The sequence below is a fragment of the Limnoraphis robusta CS-951 genome (genome assembly GCF_000972705.2).
The window spans coordinates 25172-42944 of sequence record NZ_LATL02000310.1; the positions used below are offsets into that span (position 1 = coordinate 25172).

At 39.9% G+C, this 17773-nt stretch carries 13 protein-coding genes and 1 pseudogene; 6 read left to right on the plus strand and 8 right to left on the minus strand.

Translation table 11 applies throughout. The annotated features are described in order from the left end of the window. The first annotated feature begins 60 nt into the window (after positions 1-60). The 6 genes from WN50_RS26255 to WN50_RS26285 all read left to right on the plus strand — a co-directional run bounded on the left by WN50_RS26255 (position 61) and on the right by WN50_RS26285 (position 7117). Positions 61-1758 (plus strand): ShlB/FhaC/HecB family hemolysin secretion/activation protein, encoded by a 1698-nt coding sequence (locus WN50_RS26255; protein WP_046278308.1) that lies wholly within the window; start codon positions 61-63, stop codon positions 1756-1758. A gap of 620 nt (positions 1759-2378) precedes the next feature. Continuing rightward, on the plus strand, positions 2379-3503 hold the full coding sequence (locus WN50_RS26265) for a THUMP domain-containing class I SAM-dependent RNA methyltransferase (RefSeq protein ID WP_046278307.1): 1125 nt from the start codon (positions 2379-2381) through the stop codon (positions 3501-3503). A 15-nt stretch (positions 3504-3518) separates the two neighbouring features. Further along, positions 3519-4274 carry a carbonic anhydrase gene (locus WN50_RS26270; protein ID WP_046278306.1) on the plus strand — a complete coding sequence of 252 codons (756 nt, stop codon included), beginning with the start codon at positions 3519-3521 and terminating at the stop codon, positions 4272-4274. A 230-nt stretch (positions 4275-4504) separates the two neighbouring features. Continuing rightward, positions 4505-4762, plus strand: a complete 258-nt coding sequence (gene grxC / locus WN50_RS26275) for a glutaredoxin 3 (RefSeq protein WP_046278313.1) — start codon at positions 4505-4507, stop codon at positions 4760-4762. A 95-nt stretch (positions 4763-4857) separates the two neighbouring features. Continuing rightward, a complete protein-coding gene (gene gshB / locus WN50_RS26280) occupies positions 4858-5841 on the plus strand; it encodes a glutathione synthase (protein ID WP_046278305.1) in 984 nt (327 codons plus the stop codon). Positions 5842-6004: 163 nt separating this feature from the next. Next, entirely contained in the window at positions 6005-7117 is a 1113-nt protein-coding gene (locus tag WN50_RS26285; protein WP_046278304.1) for a Gfo/Idh/MocA family protein, read from the plus strand. Between the two features lie 25 nt (positions 7118-7142). Here the strand turns inward: WN50_RS26285 and WN50_RS34900 are convergent, their stop codons facing one another. The 8 genes and pseudogenes from WN50_RS34900 to dxr all read right to left on the minus strand — a co-directional run bounded on the left by WN50_RS34900 (position 7143) and on the right by dxr (position 17408). Continuing rightward, positions 7143-7313 (minus strand): hypothetical protein, encoded by a 171-nt coding sequence (locus WN50_RS34900; RefSeq protein WP_160315446.1) that lies wholly within the window; start codon positions 7311-7313, stop codon positions 7143-7145. A 225-nt stretch (positions 7314-7538) separates the two neighbouring features. After that, positions 7539-11012: a diguanylate cyclase domain-containing protein gene (locus tag WN50_RS26290; protein ID WP_049561258.1), complete on the minus strand. Its 3474-nt coding sequence runs from the start codon at positions 11010-11012 to the stop codon at positions 7539-7541. A 141-nt stretch (positions 11013-11153) separates the two neighbouring features. Further along, a complete protein-coding gene (locus WN50_RS31180) occupies positions 11154-13025 on the minus strand; it encodes a methyl-accepting chemotaxis protein (RefSeq protein ID WP_063847421.1) in 1872 nt (623 codons plus the stop codon). Positions 13026-13515: 490 nt separating this feature from the next. Beyond that, the gene (locus WN50_RS37850) at positions 13516-13872 is read right to left on the minus strand and encodes a globin domain-containing protein (RefSeq protein WP_425354845.1); all 357 of its coding nucleotides are present in this window, start codon (positions 13870-13872) and stop codon (positions 13516-13518) included. A gap of 99 nt (positions 13873-13971) precedes the next feature. Beyond that, positions 13972-14301 (minus strand): annotated as a pseudogene (locus WN50_RS37855) (cupin domain-containing protein); the annotation flags it as partial. A gap of 165 nt (positions 14302-14466) precedes the next feature. Continuing rightward, on the minus strand, positions 14467-15690 hold the full coding sequence (locus WN50_RS26305) for a cation:proton antiporter (RefSeq protein WP_046276689.1): 1224 nt from the start codon (positions 15688-15690) through the stop codon (positions 14467-14469). A gap of 196 nt (positions 15691-15886) precedes the next feature. Beyond that, positions 15887-16102, minus strand: a complete 216-nt coding sequence (locus tag WN50_RS26310; RefSeq protein WP_046276690.1) for an RNA-binding S4 domain-containing protein — start codon at positions 16100-16102, stop codon at positions 15887-15889. 121 nt (positions 16103-16223) lie between these two features. Beyond that, positions 16224-17408 (minus strand): 1-deoxy-D-xylulose-5-phosphate reductoisomerase, encoded by a 1185-nt coding sequence (gene dxr, locus WN50_RS26315; RefSeq protein ID WP_046276691.1) that lies wholly within the window; start codon positions 17406-17408, stop codon positions 16224-16226. Between the last annotated feature and the right edge of the window lie 365 nt (positions 17409-17773).

Below are 17773 nucleotides of genomic sequence, written 5' to 3' on the forward strand. Positions count from 1 at the left end.
ATTGGCATCGGTTGTCAAACTGACTTATTCTTGATCTGAAATAATAAATGATTTTAGTTCATGCAGTTTGGCCTATTAGCTCAGGGATTAAGATTATCGCTGTTAATCCTGATAGGAAGTCCATTGTTAACTTTAGCTCAACTTCCTCAGCCGATTAACCCCCCCGAACCGTTTCCTACACCGATTCCTATTCCTCAACCTTCCCCAGAACCTCCGTTAAACGTAGAACCACCTACTGTTATTCCGCCTGTTTTAGAACCTCCAGGTCTTCCTGATACGATCACGATAGAACGGTTCGAGTTTACTGGAAATACCGCCTATAGCGATGCTGAATTAGCGGAGATCACCGCCGAATTTGTCGGTCGTCCGATTACGTTTGCTGAACTTTTACAAGTCGAAACGACTGTAACTCAATTCTATGTTGAGTCGGGTTTTGTTAATTCTGGGGCGATCATTCCAGCCGATCAAAGTCTGTCTGATGGGGTGTTAGAAATTCAAGTGATCGAAGGCGGTTTAGAAGAAATTATTGTTACCGGAACCGGACGTTTAAGACCGAGTTATGTGAGCAGTCGGATCGCAGTCGCCACCAAAACCCCTTTAAATGTTAACCGTTTATTGACCGCTTTACAACTATTACAACTTGATCCATTAATTGAAAATATTTCAGCAGAATTAGCTGCGGGTTCTCGTCCTGAATTGAGTGTTTTGACGGTAACAGTCGATCCAGCAGATACCTTTAGTTTACAACTCATTGCTGATAATGGTCGGATTCCCAGTGTAGGAAGTTTTCGTCGGGGTTTAAGTGTCACAGAAGCGAATTTATTAGGCTTTGGCGATCGCATTAACACCGCTTACACCAATACCGATGGAAGCGATCGCTATGATATTAACTATACATTTCCGTTTAACGCTTATAATGGTACAATTCGTTTTGATTATTATGGCACCAATTCAGAAGTAATTGAGGAGCCATTTGATCGCCTAGATATTACCGGAGATTCGGATCGTTTTGGTTTAACCATACGCCAACCGATTTATCAAACCCCCACCCAAGATATTGCAGTCGGTTTAACGTTATCCCGAGAAAATAGCCAAACGACGATTTTAGGAGAAGAAGAACCGCTTTCTGTGGGTGCGGAAGAAGATGGAAGTACCAAAATTTCAGCGATTCGTTTATTTCAAGAATACACCCAAAGAACATCGCGATCGGTGTTTGCTGTGCGATCGCAATTTAGTTTAGGAGTAGGTGCGTTTGATGCGACAATTAATAAAGAACCGCCCGATAGTCGATTTTTTTCTTGGCGAGGTCAAGGTCAATATGTGCGATTATTAGCCCCAGATACGTTGTTAGTGGTGCGATCAGATGTACAATTATCAACGAGAGCGTTGGTACCGTTAGAACAGTTTCCGTTAGGTGGTTTTCAGAGTGTTAGAGGCTATCGTCAGGATGTTTTGTTAACAGATAATGGCGTTTTTCTCTCCGCCGAAGCTTTGTTTCCGATTGTGCGTTTCGGGGAAGAGAATCTCTTACAAATTGTTCCGTTTGTTGATCTGGGTCGCGGCTGGAATGTGGAGGAAGAAGATAATCAAGAAAATGAGACGATTATCGGCATTGGATTCGGATTACAATTACGTTTAGGAGAACGATTTACAGGTCGAATAGATTATGGTATTGCTTTAAACGAGGTTGATGATAAAGACGAAAATACGTTACAAGAAGCCGGGGTTTATTTTTCAGTTACTTACACCCCATTTTAAGTTTTAATCCAAGTTCATCAGCCTTCATTACTAAAAAAATATAAAAAACTACAATCAACCACAAAGACACAGAGACACCAAGAGGAAAATTCTTGGTGAGTTGGTGACTTGGTGGTTTTTCTCACCAACTACAATCAACCACAAAGACACAGAGACACAAAGAAGAAAACCCTTGGTGACTTGGTGGTTTTTCTGACTAATAGACACACCAGACACCAAGAGGAAAATTTTTCGGGACTTGCTGGCGTGGGGGTGAATAAGCACTGCTTGAGGGGTATTCCGCAGCGCCGAAGCACTGGATTTCTGATGTCCAGTCAATCTTTCCCAAAACTTTTTCAACGAGTTAAACCGCTATTTCGTCAGGCTTTTGGGAGATTTAACAAAAAAATCCTGATTAGAGTATTGACAAAAGGATAATGGGTTGGATACAGTTACAAGCGTGTGAGGAGCGAACCAGTGAGGACACCGAGACGAAACACGGCCAGTCGTCGGTGTCCTTCCTGAAAAAAAAGTAAATGACGTCTCTGCTGAATTTGTATGTCATTCCTGTGTGTGTGGTGTGAGGATTTTCGATGCGGTCGGAGCATCTGACCGCTTTAGTTTTTTTAAGTCCATATTGAATGACCCAGTATTTTGCTAAAGTAGCTCGAAGTCTAGAAGAAATTGCCGCCCAAGAGTTAGAACAATTAGGTGCAAAATCGGTTCGTCCTGACTTTACCGGGGTATACTTTGAAGGCGATCGCTCATTGCTTTATCGGGTGAATTTGTGGTCTAGAATAATTTTTAGAGTATTGGTTCCGATTCAGAACTTTTCTTGTTCAGATGCCAAAAAACTTTATCAAGCGGTTCAACGGATTTCTTGGGAAAAATATATTCGACCGAATGATACTTTCGCCGTTCACTGCACAGGCGGAAATCGCGTTCTGAATCATACTCATTTTAGTGCATTACAGGTCAAGAATGCTATTGTTGATCAGCAACGTCAACAGTGGGGTGAACGTTCGAGTATTGACACAGAAGATCCCGATATTGTGATTAATCTTCACATTGATCAAGATCGGGGAATTCTCAGTTTAGATAGTTCAGGAAATAGTTTACATCGACGGGGATATCGGCAAGCAGTGGGGAAAGCACCCCTGAAGGAAACTCTAGCCGCAGCGTTGCTAGAAATGGCGGAATGGCAGCCGAATATGCCTTTTTTAGACCCGATGTGTGGTTCTGGAACATTACCTCTAGAAGCGGCTTTGAAGGGGTTAAACGTGGCGCCAGGGCTATTTCGAGAGACGTTTGGGTTTATGAAATGGCAAGATTTTGATGGACAGTTGTGGGACTCGTTGTATCAAGAAGCTGAAAAGAGTCAATTATCACAACTCGAGAGTATTATTGTAGGATGCGATCGCGATGGGGAAATGTTAGCTCAAGCCCGTTATAATGCTCAACAGTGTGGAGTTGAAGATCAAATTCGTCTGACTCAAGCAACATTATTTCACCTTGAACCTCCGGCTGATCACGGTATAATCATTTGCAATCCTCCTTATGGGGAACGGTTAGGTGATGTCGAAAAGTTGGGAAGTCTCTATCAACAGCTTGGAGATGTTTTTAAGCAACGTTTCAAGGGTTGGACTGCATTTATTATAACTGGAAATAAGGCGCTCGCTAAACAAGTTGGACTGAGAACAGCACAACGTATTCCGGTTTATAATGGGACGATAGCTTGTACTTTGCTCAAATACGAACTCTACTAAAAATCCTCAAGTCCAATGAAAAAAATTAAGGTTTGGATGATGTTCTTCATCATCTTTATTTTTACTGTGTTTATTATTCCGGTTGCTTGTTCAAAAAATCAGCTACACACAGGTGAATGGGGTTATCGGGGTGAAATGGGGCCGGAAAATTGGGGAGAGTTAAAAGAGGAATTTGTTCTCTGTGAAACGGGACAGCAACAGTCTCCGATTAATATTGAGACATCAGCAACACCTAAAGCCAAAATTGAATTTAGTTATGATTATACGCCGCTAAACGTTATTAACAAAGGTCATACTATTGAGATCGAGTATGAACCGGGAAGTACAATTAAAATTGATAACAAACAATATGAATTACTGCAATTTCACTTTCATTCTCCCAGTGAACATCAGTTAGATGGAAAAACCTATCCGATGGAAGTTCATCTGGTTCATAAAAGTTCGGATGGGAAATTTGCGGTGATTGGAATTTTGATAGAGGAAGGAACAGAAAATCGTTTTATTGCTAGTTTATGGCCTCATGTACCCAAAGAAATCATAGAAAATCCTGTTCGTGGAGTCGCCATTAACGCCAGTGCGTTACCACCTGAAAACAAAGTTTACTACAATTACACAGGTTCACTAACCACACCGCCCTGTAGTGAAGGGGTAAACTGGATAGTATTTGAAACACCGATTGAAGTTTCTAGCAAACAAATTGAGTATTTTCGATCTTTCTACAATGGAAATGCTAGACCGATTCAACCTCTCAATGAACGTCAGGTTATTTAAACAGTGAACAGTGATCAGTGACCAGTGACCAGTTTTTAGGGAACAGGGAACAGGCAATAGGCAACAGGCAATCATGCAAGAGGCAAAAGGTAATAGGTAATTCTTTCCTCCTGACTCGGTGACTCGGTGACATCACGACTTCTGACTCTTGCCTGTTCCCTCAGATCGGTTGAATGCGATCGCGCTTTGGGATTAAAATTAGGAAACGTTACTCACAGACTGACAATATTATGGCCGCTCAAGTGGAAATTTATACTTGGAGTACCTGTCCTTTCTGTATTCGGGCGAAATCACTCCTCAATAACAAAGGTGTAGAGTTCACTGAGTACGTGATTGATGGGGATGAAGACGCGCGAGACAAGATGGCCAAACGTGCTAATGGTCGCCGTTCCGTCCCGCAAGTTTTTATCAATGATCAACATATTGGCGGTTGTGACGATATCCATGCGTTAGAAGCCGCAGGAAAGCTTGATCCGCTATTAGCCTAATTTTCGGGGTAGGAATTGTCAGAAGGGTCAGCGATCGCGGTAGGATAAAGAATACGGCTTGATCGTTGCTCCTTCACCCTACCCCCTAATATCCGATGAAATTTGCATTCATCATTGACCCCATTGAAAAGCTAAACCCAAGCCATGACAGTAGTGTGGCGATCATGGAAGCCGCCCAAGCCTTGGGTCACGAAGTCTGGATCACAGAAGTACACCAACTGACTGTCAGCCAAGGGAAAGCTTGGGCGACTTTGACTCCGGTTCATCTTGTCCCTGTGAAACTTGAAGGCGATCGCTGGATATCGGTGGAACTTTGGTTTTCCCTGGATCAACCGCAGTTACTCGCTTTAGAAGAGATGGATGCGGTGTTTATGCGGACTGATCCACCTGTGACGGTGCCTTATTTGTATGCAACTTACATCCTTGATTATGTTGACTCATCAAAAACGTTGGTGATTAATTCACCTCAAGGGTTACGGGCGGCGAATGAGAAGATGTATGCTTTACAATTTACAGAAGCAATACCTGAAACGATTGTCAGTCAAAATAAACAGGTAATTCGAGAGTTTGTTGAGAAGAAAGAAGCGGCTGTTTTGAAGCCTTTGGGCGGAAAAGCGGGAGAAGGAATTTTATTTTTAGAAGCAGGCGATCGCAATTTTAACTCTTTAATTGAAATTAGCACGAAACAAGGTCGAGAACCTGTGATGGTGCAAACTTATTTACCTGCGGCGAAAGAAGGCGATAAACGGATTATTTTGTTAGATGGAGAACCGATAGGGGCGATTAATCGCATTCCAACGGGGAAAGAATTTCGCGGAAATATGGCGGTGGGTGGACGAGTTGCCCAGACGGAAATTACAGATCGCGAACGAGAAATTTGTGTTCAAGTGGCGCCAAAATTGCGAGAAGATGGGTTATATTTTGTGGGAATTGATGTGATTGGCGGTTATCTCACGGAAGTGAATGTGACCAGTCCAACGGGAATTCGGGAGATCGATTTATTGGATCATGTTAATTTAGGAAAACAGGTGATTGAATGGATTGAAAACCGAGCAAAATCTAATATGATATCCGACTAATCAATGATTGTGATGTAGGGGCGGGTTCAGCCTACGATCTTGACGACCACTCCCAGATTGAGTTAAACCCGCCCCGCAACCATAAGAAAATTAATCAACCGGAGATCATATAAGCAATAAAATTTTTAATTGCACTAAAAAATTGACGAATTTGAGTTGAATAATGACGAATAAAATTGGAATTGCAGTCATCGGGACAGGCTTCGGAAAAAAGGTTCATATTCCCGGATTTCAAGAACATCCCCGTACAGAAGTTGTAGCGGTTTATCATCGGGATCTGGAGAAAGCTAAAGCGATGGCTGAGAGTCATCATATTCCTCATGCGGCGAATACCATTGAAGAGATTGTTGCTTTACCCGATGTGACGGGTGTAGCGATTTCAACGCCGCCTTTTTTACATTATGATATGGCGAAGATTGTCTTACAAGGGAAGAAACATTTACTGTTAGAAAAACCGACAACATTGAATGTAAATGAAGCGAAAAAACTCTATCAATTAGCGACACAAAATAATTGTGTAACGACGTTAGATTTTGAGTTTAGATTTATTCCCGCTTGGCAACATTTTGCTGAACTTTTGAGTCAAAATTATGTGGGAGAAAAACGGTTAATTAAAATTGATTGGTTAGTGTCAAGTCGAGCGAATCCTGAACGAACTTGGAATTGGTACGCCCAAAAAGAAAAAGGCGGTGGGGCGTTAGGGGCGATTGGTTCTCATGCGTTTGATTATATTGATTGGTTGTTTGGGAAAGTGAACCGGATTTGTAGTTTATTAAGCACTTCTATTCCCTTTCGTCCTGACCCCACAGAAGGCGGAAAATTAAAGCCTGTGGATGCAGATGATACTTGTAATTTAATCTTAGAATTAGCAGACGGAACGCCTTGTCAAGTGAGTTTGAGTTCAGTAACCTATCAAGGACGGGGACATTGGGTAGAAGTTTATGGAAGTGAAGGAACGTTGATTTTAGGAAGTGATAATCAACAGGATTATGTACATGGTTTCAAGTTGTGGGGAAGCAAAAACGGAGAGGCGTTAGCAGAGATTTCTATTCCTGAAAAGTTACAGTTTCCGCGTGTTTATCCCGATGGGAGAATTGCGCCGTTTGTGCGGGTTGTTGATCAATGGGTAAATGGAATTGAACAAGGAAAATCTATGGTTCCTTCGTTGCGGGAGGGGGTTTATTCGCAGTTATTAATGGATTTAACTCAGGAGTCCAGTGAAACAGGAACTTGGGTGAATATTCCAGATTTAGAGAGGGTTTTAGCAGGGGAATAAACAGTAGGATAAAAAGTAGGATGCGTCATATCGTTAAATGATTGGTGGGGAGGAAAGAAGAAGTCAGAATTTTTGTAGGGGCGGGTTCGGAATAAATTTTTACTTCCCAAAAATAATCTTCATAAACCCGCCCTAAACCCGTCACCGCCTCACCGGTGTTGTAGGGGCGGGTTCGGAATAAATTTTTACTTCCCAAAAATAATCTTCATAAACCCGCCCTAAACCCGTCACCAATTTTTTTGAATTTTCAATTATCAGTAACTTCTGAGGAGGGGGCGGGTTTATGTCAGTTATTGCTAGGAAACATACATCTGAGCAGAACCCGCCCCTACACAACTTCTTCTGAGGAGGGGGCGGGTTTATATCGGTTGAGAGTGGGAAACATACATCTGAGCAGAACCCGCCCCTACAGTATTTTTTATCAATCATTGTTGCTGAGATAATAACAATTACGCCCATTTTCTTTGGCTTGATAGAGGGCTAAGTCGGCTTTTTTGATTAATATTTCAGGAGAACTAACTGGGGTTGGATAAGCTTGAGCAATGCCAAAACTGAGGGTAATTTGTGAACTCGCAGACGAACTTTTATGGGGAATATGAAGCTGGAAAATATCAGCTTGAATAGTTTGTACAACTTGAATCGCTCCCTGACTATCAGTATTGGGTAAAATGATCACAAATTCTTCACCCCCATATCGAGCGGCTAAATCTGCCGGATGTTTAACTCCATGTTTAATTGCTTGAGCAACTTTCGTCAGACATTCATCACCTGCTAAATGACCGTAGGTATCATTGTATCGTTTAAAATAATCAACATCACAGAGAATTAATGATAAAAGACCTTGTTCTCGGGTGAGACGCTGCCATTCTTGAGTGAGATATTCATCAAAATAACGACGGTTAGCCAGTTGAGTGAGTTGATCGTGAGTGGCGAGGTGTTGAAGTTCTTCGTTGGCTTGCTGTAATTGTTGATAAAGTTGAGATTGTTGGATGGCGATCGCGAGTTGATTGGCAACGGTTAGAGCCAGTTCAATTTCAAAGGATTGCCAGTGAGAATGTTGGGGATTTCTAATCAGATTTAAACTTCCCCAAAAAGAAGATTTCCAATGAATTGGAATAAGAAGCCAAGAACCGGGATAGGTACGAGCATAGGCACAATTAATTTCATCTTCGGTTTGACTAATATCGGCAATTTGTACGATTTCAAGTTGTTTAAGTTGAGCGGCAAATTGATTTTCATCATCAGTAATTTCTGTTCCCAATGCTTTTGTAAAGTTCTGATATCGACAATATTCACCCACATTTAACCAAATTTTTCCCTCGGGTAAATACTGTACAATATGAACCCAATCGACATAGAGTAATCGAGCAATTTCGTGAGAAGCGGTTGAAAAAATTGTGTTCAATTCTAAAGAGTTGCGAATGGCTTGAATGACTTCGTTGAGCGCCTGTTCTCGTTGGGCTTGATATTGGGCATATTGATAGAGTTCACTTTGGGAAATGGCGATCGCAACTTGATCGGCGAGTTGATGGAGGAGTTCAATTTCTGTGGTTTGCCAAAGCCTGGGTTGTGAACAATGTTGAGCCACTAATAGTCCCCATAATTCCTCGCCGTGCAGAATCGGAATAACAAGATTTGCTCTAACTTGAAACTGAGCCAGGAGTTGAATATAACAGTCTGGTAGTCGGCTATTATAGATATCTGGAGTGTTTTGAATACGACCATGAGTATAGGCATTGATGCAAGTGTTGTCAGCTAAACCTTCATCAAAGAGAATTTTTCCCCGCAGAGATACCCAGGATTCATCAACAGATTCTGCAATCACAATTCCACTTTTATCGGGTTCAAAACAATAAATTAAAACTCGCTCTGTTTGCAAAAGTTGTCGAATTTGAGCAACGGTTGTTTCTAGAATATCATCTAAATTAAGGGATTGACGAATGCGTTGAGTAACGAGGGTAATCAGTTGTTCGCGTTGAGCCTGTTCTCGCAAACATTTTTCATTTTGTTTTCGAGCGGTGATATCTTGTCCAATACCAATTCTACTCCCATCGGATAAACGAATATTTGTCCAAGATGTTTCTACAATTTCTCCTGTTGCAGTTCGAGTTTGGAAATCTTTCCATTGTCTGTTTGTCGCTTGCATATGAGCCAGAACTTGTTGATAATCATGGGGGTTAGGATAGCATTGTAATAATAGATTCTGTTGTTGCCACTGAGCCAAAGACCAACCCAAAACTTGCTCCAATTCACGATTAATAAATTCAATTCGCCCCTCGGAGTTAAAAAAGGTCAACATGATCGGGATATGATTGAAGATTGCTTCTAGAAGTTCGGTTTTATTTTGTAAGTCTAATTCCGCCTGTTTGCGCTCGCTAATATCAATAAGATAACCAATAATTTCTATCAGTTCACCTTGTTCATTTTTGAGGATTTTCGCTTGATCATATATCCAATGATAAGTCTGATCAGTGTGGAGGAAACGGTATTCTATAGCCATTTCTCCTTGTTGCAAGACTGTCGGCATAGCGTTGCTAATTCTCGTCAAATCTTCGGGATAAATGCGAGATTTCCAGACTTTAGGAGGGTTGTTTATCAAGGTTTCCGCATCTAATCCAAAAACGGTTTTAACATTTTCACTGACGTAGGTGACTTCATAGTTTCCTTGAGCTTGACAACTGTAAATAACAGCCGGACTAGAGGTTAGTAAATGTTGTAAACGATTGCTGAGGGATTGTAGGGCAATTTCTGCTTGTTTGCGTTCACGAAGTGCAGCTTGCTGTGAGCTAATATCGGTAACAGAACCAAGAATCTGAAGGGGCTTTCCTTTTGCATCTCTTTGAAAGACAATTTCTCGACTGTTCAACCACCGCCATTCTCCATTTTTGTGGCGAAATCGATATTCGCTTGAGAGAATTTCATCATCTTTAAGATGCTGAAAGCGATTCGGCAAGCTATAGCATAAATGTCGATCTTCAGGATGGAAATGATTGATTAACCGTTCAGGTTCCCAAGTACAAATTTCTTCAGGAGAGTAGCCTAATATTTCGATGCTCCGTTGGTTAAGATAGAGGCTTTTATTGTCTGAAAGGTCAAAAATATAGAGAATTTGCGGGACTGTATTGGTGAGCTTTTGTAAAAAATGTTGACTATCGCGGAGTTTTTCCTCGGATTTTTTCCGATCATTAATATCTTTTTCGCTGACTAAAATTAAATAATTACCCGTGACGGGATCGTAAGTTTTTCGGGCTTCAATTTTGTGCCAGCATAAACCTTTGTCCGTTTTAACTTTAGTTTCTACGCTGAATATTTTTCCTTTATTAATACAGTCTAAGGCTTCCTGTCCAACTGCCGGAGCCAGAAAAGAATTGAAAAAGCTACGGTGATTATTTTTACCATTGGGGCTGAGATTTCCATAACAGTTTTGAGCGGCTGGATTTTGCAGTAATAATTCTCCATCTAGGGTGTATAGAGAGAGCATAAAGTTTGTATGCCGCCAAGCTTCAACTAATCGCAAACTCTCCGGCTCAATTGGCTGATTGTGTTCGATATGAGCTTCTACAAGTATAGCTAACTGTTCGTTCTCTGTTAGAATTACTGAACAGTAACAACGAAGATTAATCGTTTCTTCCTCGGAAGAGATTGTCCAGTTTTGTTGAATTTTTTGCCCCGGTTTCAATGGCTCTAAAGCCTGTAATAGATAAGTTATTTTAGACCTTAAAAAAATGTTAAAAAGGTCATTTAAAGTTTTGATATTATCAGCATTGAAAAGTTGTAGAGCTGCATCATTTGCCCACTGCACTTGCCCATTCTGTGTATCATAGAGCCAGATGGGAGTATTCAAATATTGAAATGCCGTCCGATGAACAGGTATAAGTTGTTTGATTTGTTTCATTATTAAAAATCATGCTTTTATGACTATACTTCGGAGCCTGTGAGAATATTAATGTGAGAATGAGGGTTTTGGGAGTTCAATCAAGGGGTTTAGACTCTCCTCTTAAAACTGCCCATACTGTTGCTATTCATTCATTATATCCTATAAAATATCTTTCAAATTGTAAGCAGCATCATTGAGTTTTTCGCTACCAACTTTAATTTGATTAATTCCTTGGGCGGTTTGATTGGCTCCTTTGGTGAGATTATTCATGGCTTGATTGACTTGCTGAGTCGCTAACGCTTGTTGTTGAGACATGAACGCAATTTGTTGGCTACTGTCTACAATTTGTTCCATTGATTTAGAGACATCAAAAAAGACTTGAGCGGTTTGATGGGAAATTTGCACCCCGGATTCTACATTTTTAGTTCCTTCTTTGGTGACTAATACGGTAGATTGAATCATGTGTTGAATATCATTAACTAAAGTATTAATTTTTTGGCTTGATTTTTGACTCGCATCGGAAAGTTTACGAATTTCTGAGGCGACGACTGCAAATCCTTTACCATATTCTCCAGCTCTAACGGCTTCTACGGAAGCATTTAAAGCTAACATATTGGTTTGATTGGATAAATCACTCACGACGTCAGAAACGCTACCAATTTGATGAGTTTGTTCATTCAGGCGGAGAATTTGTTGAGCAATTGCTTCTACTTTTGATTTTAAAATTTCCATTTCTTCTAATGCTTGTTTAACGGCTTTAGTTCCCTGTTCGACTTGATTTAAAGCTTGTTTGGCGCCGGAAACTGCGACTGAGGCTTGTTGGGCGGATTGTTGAGAGGAAATATTCAGTTCATCCATCGTAACTGTTGTTTCTTGAACCGAAGATAATTGTTGATTTGCTATTCGTTCCTGTTCATTAATGGTTGCAACCACTTGATTGTAAAATGTACTCACTACTCCCACGACTTCTAAAATAGAGTTGACTAATTTTCTGAATAAAAGAATTCCAATAACTACGAAAATTCCGCCCACAATGATTGTCACAATTACCGCAAATTGAATAAAGTTCTTAATCGGTTTTAAAACAATATTTTTAGGGATTTTATAAACCAAGGTAAAGGGATTTGTTTTATATTTAGTATCAGGAAAAACTGTATTATAGCTGAGGATATAGTCAGGATAATCGGTAATCACTCCATCGTCATTGGAGAGAATTTTTTCAACAATTGTGGATGGATAATCTTGGCTTAAAATTTCATTATTATTGAGTTCAAACCCCCATTTTTTTTCGGCTACTGGGTGACTTAAGTAATATCCTTGGGGATTGACGACAAAGAACTGTTGATCGTATTCAGATTTTAAGGTTTGATTATCGGCTAATTCAAATAAGCGATCCATTAAAATGTTAGCAACTAAAACACCTTTTTTTTCACCCGCCGAATTGTAAATGGGAGTTGCATAACGAATGACGGCTTTATAGGGAACTTCAATTTGGTTATTTTCTAGATTCAAATCAATGGGAGAAACATAAATTTCTCCCCGTTTTAAATTGATCGTTTCCCGAAAATATTCAGTAGAACTTTTGTTTTGTAACTCCGAGCTTGGAACTACTTTGATTTCCCCATTTACTATATTAACTCTCGCCATTTCCTTGCCATTTTCATCAAGATAACGAATTTGATCGTAATAAGGTCTATTGTTGAGAAAGGATGTAAAAATAATGTTTAATCGATTCACCCAATCTTGATAAGTTGATTGATCTTGAGGATCAATTCCATTTCCTTCTCTGGCTCTAACAATCCCTTGAATGGGTGGCGTTTCACTTAAATATAAAATATCCGATCTAAAATTTTCTAAAAATAAACTCATCACTTTGACTCGGTTTTCTCCCTCGTTACTCATTGAACGAGACACAGAATCAATCAAATATTGACGAGATGAAATAATATTAAAGCTACTAACAGCTAATACTGGAAAAATAATTCCAGCAATTAAAAGATATAAAAATTTATTTTGAGATTTAACGCGCATATTCAAGTTTAACGTCAATTTTTAAATTAAATTATATCACAACATTTTCAAGAGATGATGGAACTTTAACAATATTTATAGTTCTCACCATTTGTCTCGGCTTTTTTTAAACAACTCCTCTGTTAATAAGTTGATAAAAAGACACTCAAAAAATATGATAAAATGACAGGTATAACTTTAAATTTAACGATACTCAACATTAATTGAATAGAATTTGAAGCAATTTCCGTAAACTTGATGACGAATCCTGGGGAATCGAGTTCTAAAGCGTTATTAAGCGGACATTCTGTTTAAACAACTTGGGCGGGTTTTTCAACTCGCCTTTCTAATTGATTTAGGCAATTTTTTCAGTAGAGTGCCTGATGGGTAAACTCACCACCAATAGACAAAGACACGAAGACTTGCTCTAGGTTTTCTCCGTGTCTTTGTAGTTTTTATTCTCTTTTCGGCAGTTTTCAGGTGTTTTTATATCCCCTCATCCTGTCTAATATTAGGCTTCTTGTTCATAGATTTGATGTTCTCGTTTAATGAAAACTTCGGCTAAAAGTTGATAGGCTTCTTTCCAAGCCGCCATCACTTCATCTGTTACGACTTCACCCAAAACATCTTTCATCGCCTCTAACAAACTCTCCCCAACAATAGAATATTGTTCGGGTTGAACATGAGTTTCAACATGGCGATGAGCGACTTTTTCAACCATTGATTTTAAGGCTTCTAAATTATCAATGTGAGTCGCATAGGTGTAAATTGCTGTGGCTAACCGAGCGGGTTGAGAACCATTAGCTTGATCATTCATATTGAACTGTTCCTGCATTTCGGGATGATTTTTAAACATGATTTCATACATCCGTTTTGTAATCTCCTGACCCTGTTTTTTTAATAAAGGAGCCGTAGATTTAATCAGTTCAATCGTTTGAGGGCTGACTGATTTTTGGGGTTGAGACTGTTCAGAAAGCGTCAGAACAAAAGCGAGATTTTCTTCGGCTTGTAACGCATGGGGAGCGTCAGCAGGCATGAACACAAAAACCCCTGGATTTAACGGGATTTCTTCTCCATTCAGTGTTAATTTTCCCGTTCCTTCAAACACCATGACTGTTGCATTGCGAGTGGAAGTATGTTCTTCAATGTCAGTCCCTTTGGCTAAACAAAATAGTGTGTATTGACAGTTTTTATCTTTGAGAATAACTTTGCTTAAAATTCCTTGCTTTGGATATTCTATCAAAGCTTGTAAATTGGTATTGTAGGGAACGTTGGGTGTTGCTATTGTATTCGCCATGATTTTTTATCCTGTGGTTTTTCAATTGTTACTGATCAATCTCAAACAATACTTAGAAATGAATACTTAACGCAATTTTTAGTTTTTGTAGTTAACTGATTGTTAACGAATAATACATTTTATCATGGGTTAGGCTATGGTAACAGATCCTATATTAGCGATCGCTTAATTTTGTGGATTAATCTGTTTTTCGTACCAATTCATTAAGGGTGTTGAACTAATCCCATGAATAATTACAGAAAAAATAATGGTGATGTAAACACTCCAAGCCATTAACTCTCCCACTGAACCTTGTAAACCTTCACCAAAAGCATAAGTTAAATAGTAAATAGAACCTACACCGCGAATGCCAAACCAACCCAAAAGTAATCGTGTTAGGTTATGATAGCCACTGCCAATTGTACAGATCCAAGTTCCCAGGGGTCGAATAACAAAAATGAGTAATCCTGCGATCAAAATTGCGGCTGGAATATATCGAATAATGGGTTCAATTCGGAGTAGTGTACCTAATAACAAAATTGTCCCGACTTCAAAAAGTTTCTCAAGTTGTTCGATAAATTCAAGTTGTGCAAAAGGCTTTTCTTCCTGTTGATAACTGCGCCTTGTTACCATTCCGGCGACAAATACTGCTAAAAAACCATATCCATTAATCAGTTCAGTGAAAGAATAGGTTGCCAAAATAATGCTAATTGCAATAAAATCCTCCATCATTGCATCAGTGGGTCTGATTTTGAGCAGTTGTCTATCTATCAAAACAATAATTTTAGTTACTAAAATTCCCATGACAATTCCAGCGAAAATTGCCCAAATTAAATCGATAGCAACCCATTGTTTAAACCAATTTTGCCAATTCTCATCTTTTAACCAATGTATGCCAAAATAAACGAAAGGGAAAGCAAGCGCATCATTTAATCCACCTTCCGACGTTAAACCAAAACGAAGTTCATCGGGATCATGGGGATGGTTAAGCTGAACTTCTGAGGCTAAAACCGGATCAGTCGGAGCAAGAATCGCGCCGAATAGAATCGCTTCACCCCAATTTAGTTTGAGGAGAAAGTGAGTAATGACTGCGATTCCAAAGATAGAAATAGGCATCAAACCGCCTATTAACCGGACTGTTATATTCCAAGAGGTTAGGTTTAACCGACGGTTCATTTTCAGTCCACAGCTAAACAGAGAAATGATCACGACAAGTTCGGTTAAACGTTCTAAAAACTCTGCATCCGGTCTGAGGTTTATTAATTTCAACCCGTAGGGACTTAAAAAAATTCCTGCACCTAAATATATTATTGCGTAGGACAGGGGTAAACGGGAAATCCAACCTGAAGCCCAAGTCACTGCAAGTAAAAGCAGACTGATTACCAGTAAAATAAGGATATAACTGCTCACAGATTAATTGCAAATAGAGTAGATTACTTACTACACTATTCTATTCATCATTTATTAAACTCTCTCATTCGGAAGATTTCTGAGGATAGATTAAAGTGCATTTGTGATTTTAACTTTTCTCAAAAAGTTATCTTTTTTAACATCAGGTTAACACAAATCTTCAAGTTGATTGTTGAGAATAATTGCTCTAATATAATTAAGATTGACCCCGAAAGTCAACAACATAGCTTTTGTCTTCAAAGGTAACGCGATCGCCATGCACTAATTTACGTCCGCGACGAGTTTCTATTTCATCATTCACTACCACCCAACCGGACTGAATAATCAGTTTAGCTTGTCCTCCCGTTTGGGCGCAACCGACGAATTTAAGAAATTGGTCTAATTTAATTGTTGGTTCATCTGGTGGTGTCATTGTGATCTCCTGTTTGGCTTCCAAAAGTTTTTATGGTTTGATTAATCATACCTATTTTATCAAAAATTGGGTATTAAGAGAGTTCAGGACGCAAGCCGCAGCGTCCCTACTTTAATGATTTCTAAACAGCAACGGTTTGAGTTAACTTGGTTTGGGAAGCTATTACTTCTTGTCTTGCCCATTGATCAACCGCAATAATATCATCTAAGGAAGGATTTTGGCCGTTATCGGTTTGATGGCGATCGCAAACGTATTCTATCATTTTGGGAATGTCTAAAAACTCAATTTTTTCATCTAAAAACAACGCCACAGCCTGTTCATTTGCCGCATTTAAGACGGCTGGCATGGTTCCGCCTGCACGTCCTGCCGCATAAGCTAAAGGCATACAAGGATATTTCTGATTATCGGGTGCTTTGAAGGTTAAATTTCCGGCTTTTACTAAATCTAAAGATTCCCAATTGGTATAAATTCGTTCAGGCCAAGACATGGCATAAAGCAGGGGTAAACGCATATCCGGCCAACCCAATTGGGCTAAAACAGAAGTATCTTGTAACTCAATTAACGAGTGAATAATACTCTGGGGATGAATGACAATATCAATATTATCGTAATCCAATCCAAACAGAAAATGAGCTTCAATTACCTCTAACCCTTTGTTCATCATTGTGGCAGAATCAACGGTGATTTTACGACCCATTGACCAGTTCGGATGTTTGATCGCATCAGCGACTTTTACTTCGGCTAATTTCTCAACTGGCCAATCTCGAAATGCACCCCCAGAAGCGGTTAAAATAATCCGTCGTAAACCCCCTTGAGGAACCCCTTGTAAACATTGGAAAATCGCCGAATGTTCGGAGTCCGCCGGAAGCAATTTCACGCCGTATTCTTGAATTAAAGGATTGACAACGGGGCCGCCTGCAATTAACGTTTCTTTATTGGCGAGGGCGATATCTTTTCCGGCTTTAATGGCGGCTAAAGTGGGAAGTAAACCCGCACAACCGACAATTCCGGTGACAACGGCTTCTGAGTCTCCATAGCGGGCGACTTCGACGACTCCAGACTCTCCAGCCAGTAAAATGGGTTGAGGATCGAGATCGGCGATCGCTGCTTTTAATTCGGGGAATTGAGTTTCATCGCAGATCGCCGCAATTTCAGGGCGAAAGGCGCGAATTTGTTGGGCCAGAAGGGTAACATTGCGACGGGCGGCGAGTCCCACTATTCTAAATTTGTCGGGATGATCGGTGACAATATCGAGGGTTTGAGTGCCGATAGAACCCGTTGAACCTAAAAGAGTGATGGCTTTCATAGTTTCTTAATAAGTTGTCAATTATTACCATATTACCAAAAATTGCCGCACACGCCCCTACCTTCAGGTATGGGGATATAAGGCTCTTTCTAATGCTATAATAACTCTACTGGCAGGGTATTCAACCAGTTGAAAAACCCAGCATCTAATCGATGCAATTAACCTTGAAAACTTAAGGTATGGGGTTCTTGCAAGAAATGCTTTGGCCATATAAAACCTTAAAGCACCAAGTACAGAGAACAAAGCATTTTTTTCTCAAGTACGGTAGGGCATACCGAAACTATCTCTGAAATGGGATGAACGACTGGGGAGACTCACCCCTCTGGAGTAGGTTAGGAAACTAGCTTGCTGTAAGGGTTGTCAAT

What these genes read in the sequence shown, in the direction of transcription:
- WN50_RS26255 (WP_046278308.1), top strand. Translation starts at nt 61, where the DNA reads ATGCAGTTTGGCCTATTAGCTCAGGGATTAAGATTATCGCTGTTAATC.
- WN50_RS26265 (WP_046278307.1), top strand. Translation starts at nt 2,379, where the DNA reads ATGACCCAGTATTTTGCTAAAGTAGCTCGAAGTCTAGAAGAAATTGCC.
- WN50_RS26270 (WP_046278306.1), top strand. Translation starts at nt 3,519, where the DNA reads ATGAAAAAAATTAAGGTTTGGATGATGTTCTTCATCATCTTTATTTTT.
- grxC (WP_046278313.1), top strand. Translation starts at nt 4,505, where the DNA reads ATGGCCGCTCAAGTGGAAATTTATACTTGGAGTACCTGTCCTTTCTGT.
- gshB (WP_046278305.1), top strand. Translation starts at nt 4,858, where the DNA reads ATGAAATTTGCATTCATCATTGACCCCATTGAAAAGCTAAACCCAAGC.
- WN50_RS26285 (WP_046278304.1), top strand. Translation starts at nt 6,005, where the DNA reads ATGACGAATAAAATTGGAATTGCAGTCATCGGGACAGGCTTCGGAAAA.
- WN50_RS26290 (WP_049561258.1), bottom strand. Translation starts at nt 11,012, where the DNA reads ATGAAACAAATCAAACAACTTATACCTGTTCATCGGACGGCATTTCAA.
- WN50_RS31180 (WP_063847421.1), bottom strand. Translation starts at nt 13,025, where the DNA reads ATGCGCGTTAAATCTCAAAATAAATTTTTATATCTTTTAATTGCTGGA.
- WN50_RS37850 (WP_425354845.1), bottom strand. Translation starts at nt 13,872, where the DNA reads ATGTATGAAATCATGTTTAAAAATCATCCCGAAATGCAGGAACAGTTC.
- WN50_RS26310 (WP_046276690.1), bottom strand. Translation starts at nt 16,102, where the DNA reads ATGACACCACCAGATGAACCAACAATTAAATTAGACCAATTTCTTAAA.
- dxr (WP_046276691.1), bottom strand. Translation starts at nt 17,408, where the DNA reads ATGAAAGCCATCACTCTTTTAGGTTCAACGGGTTCTATCGGCACTCAA.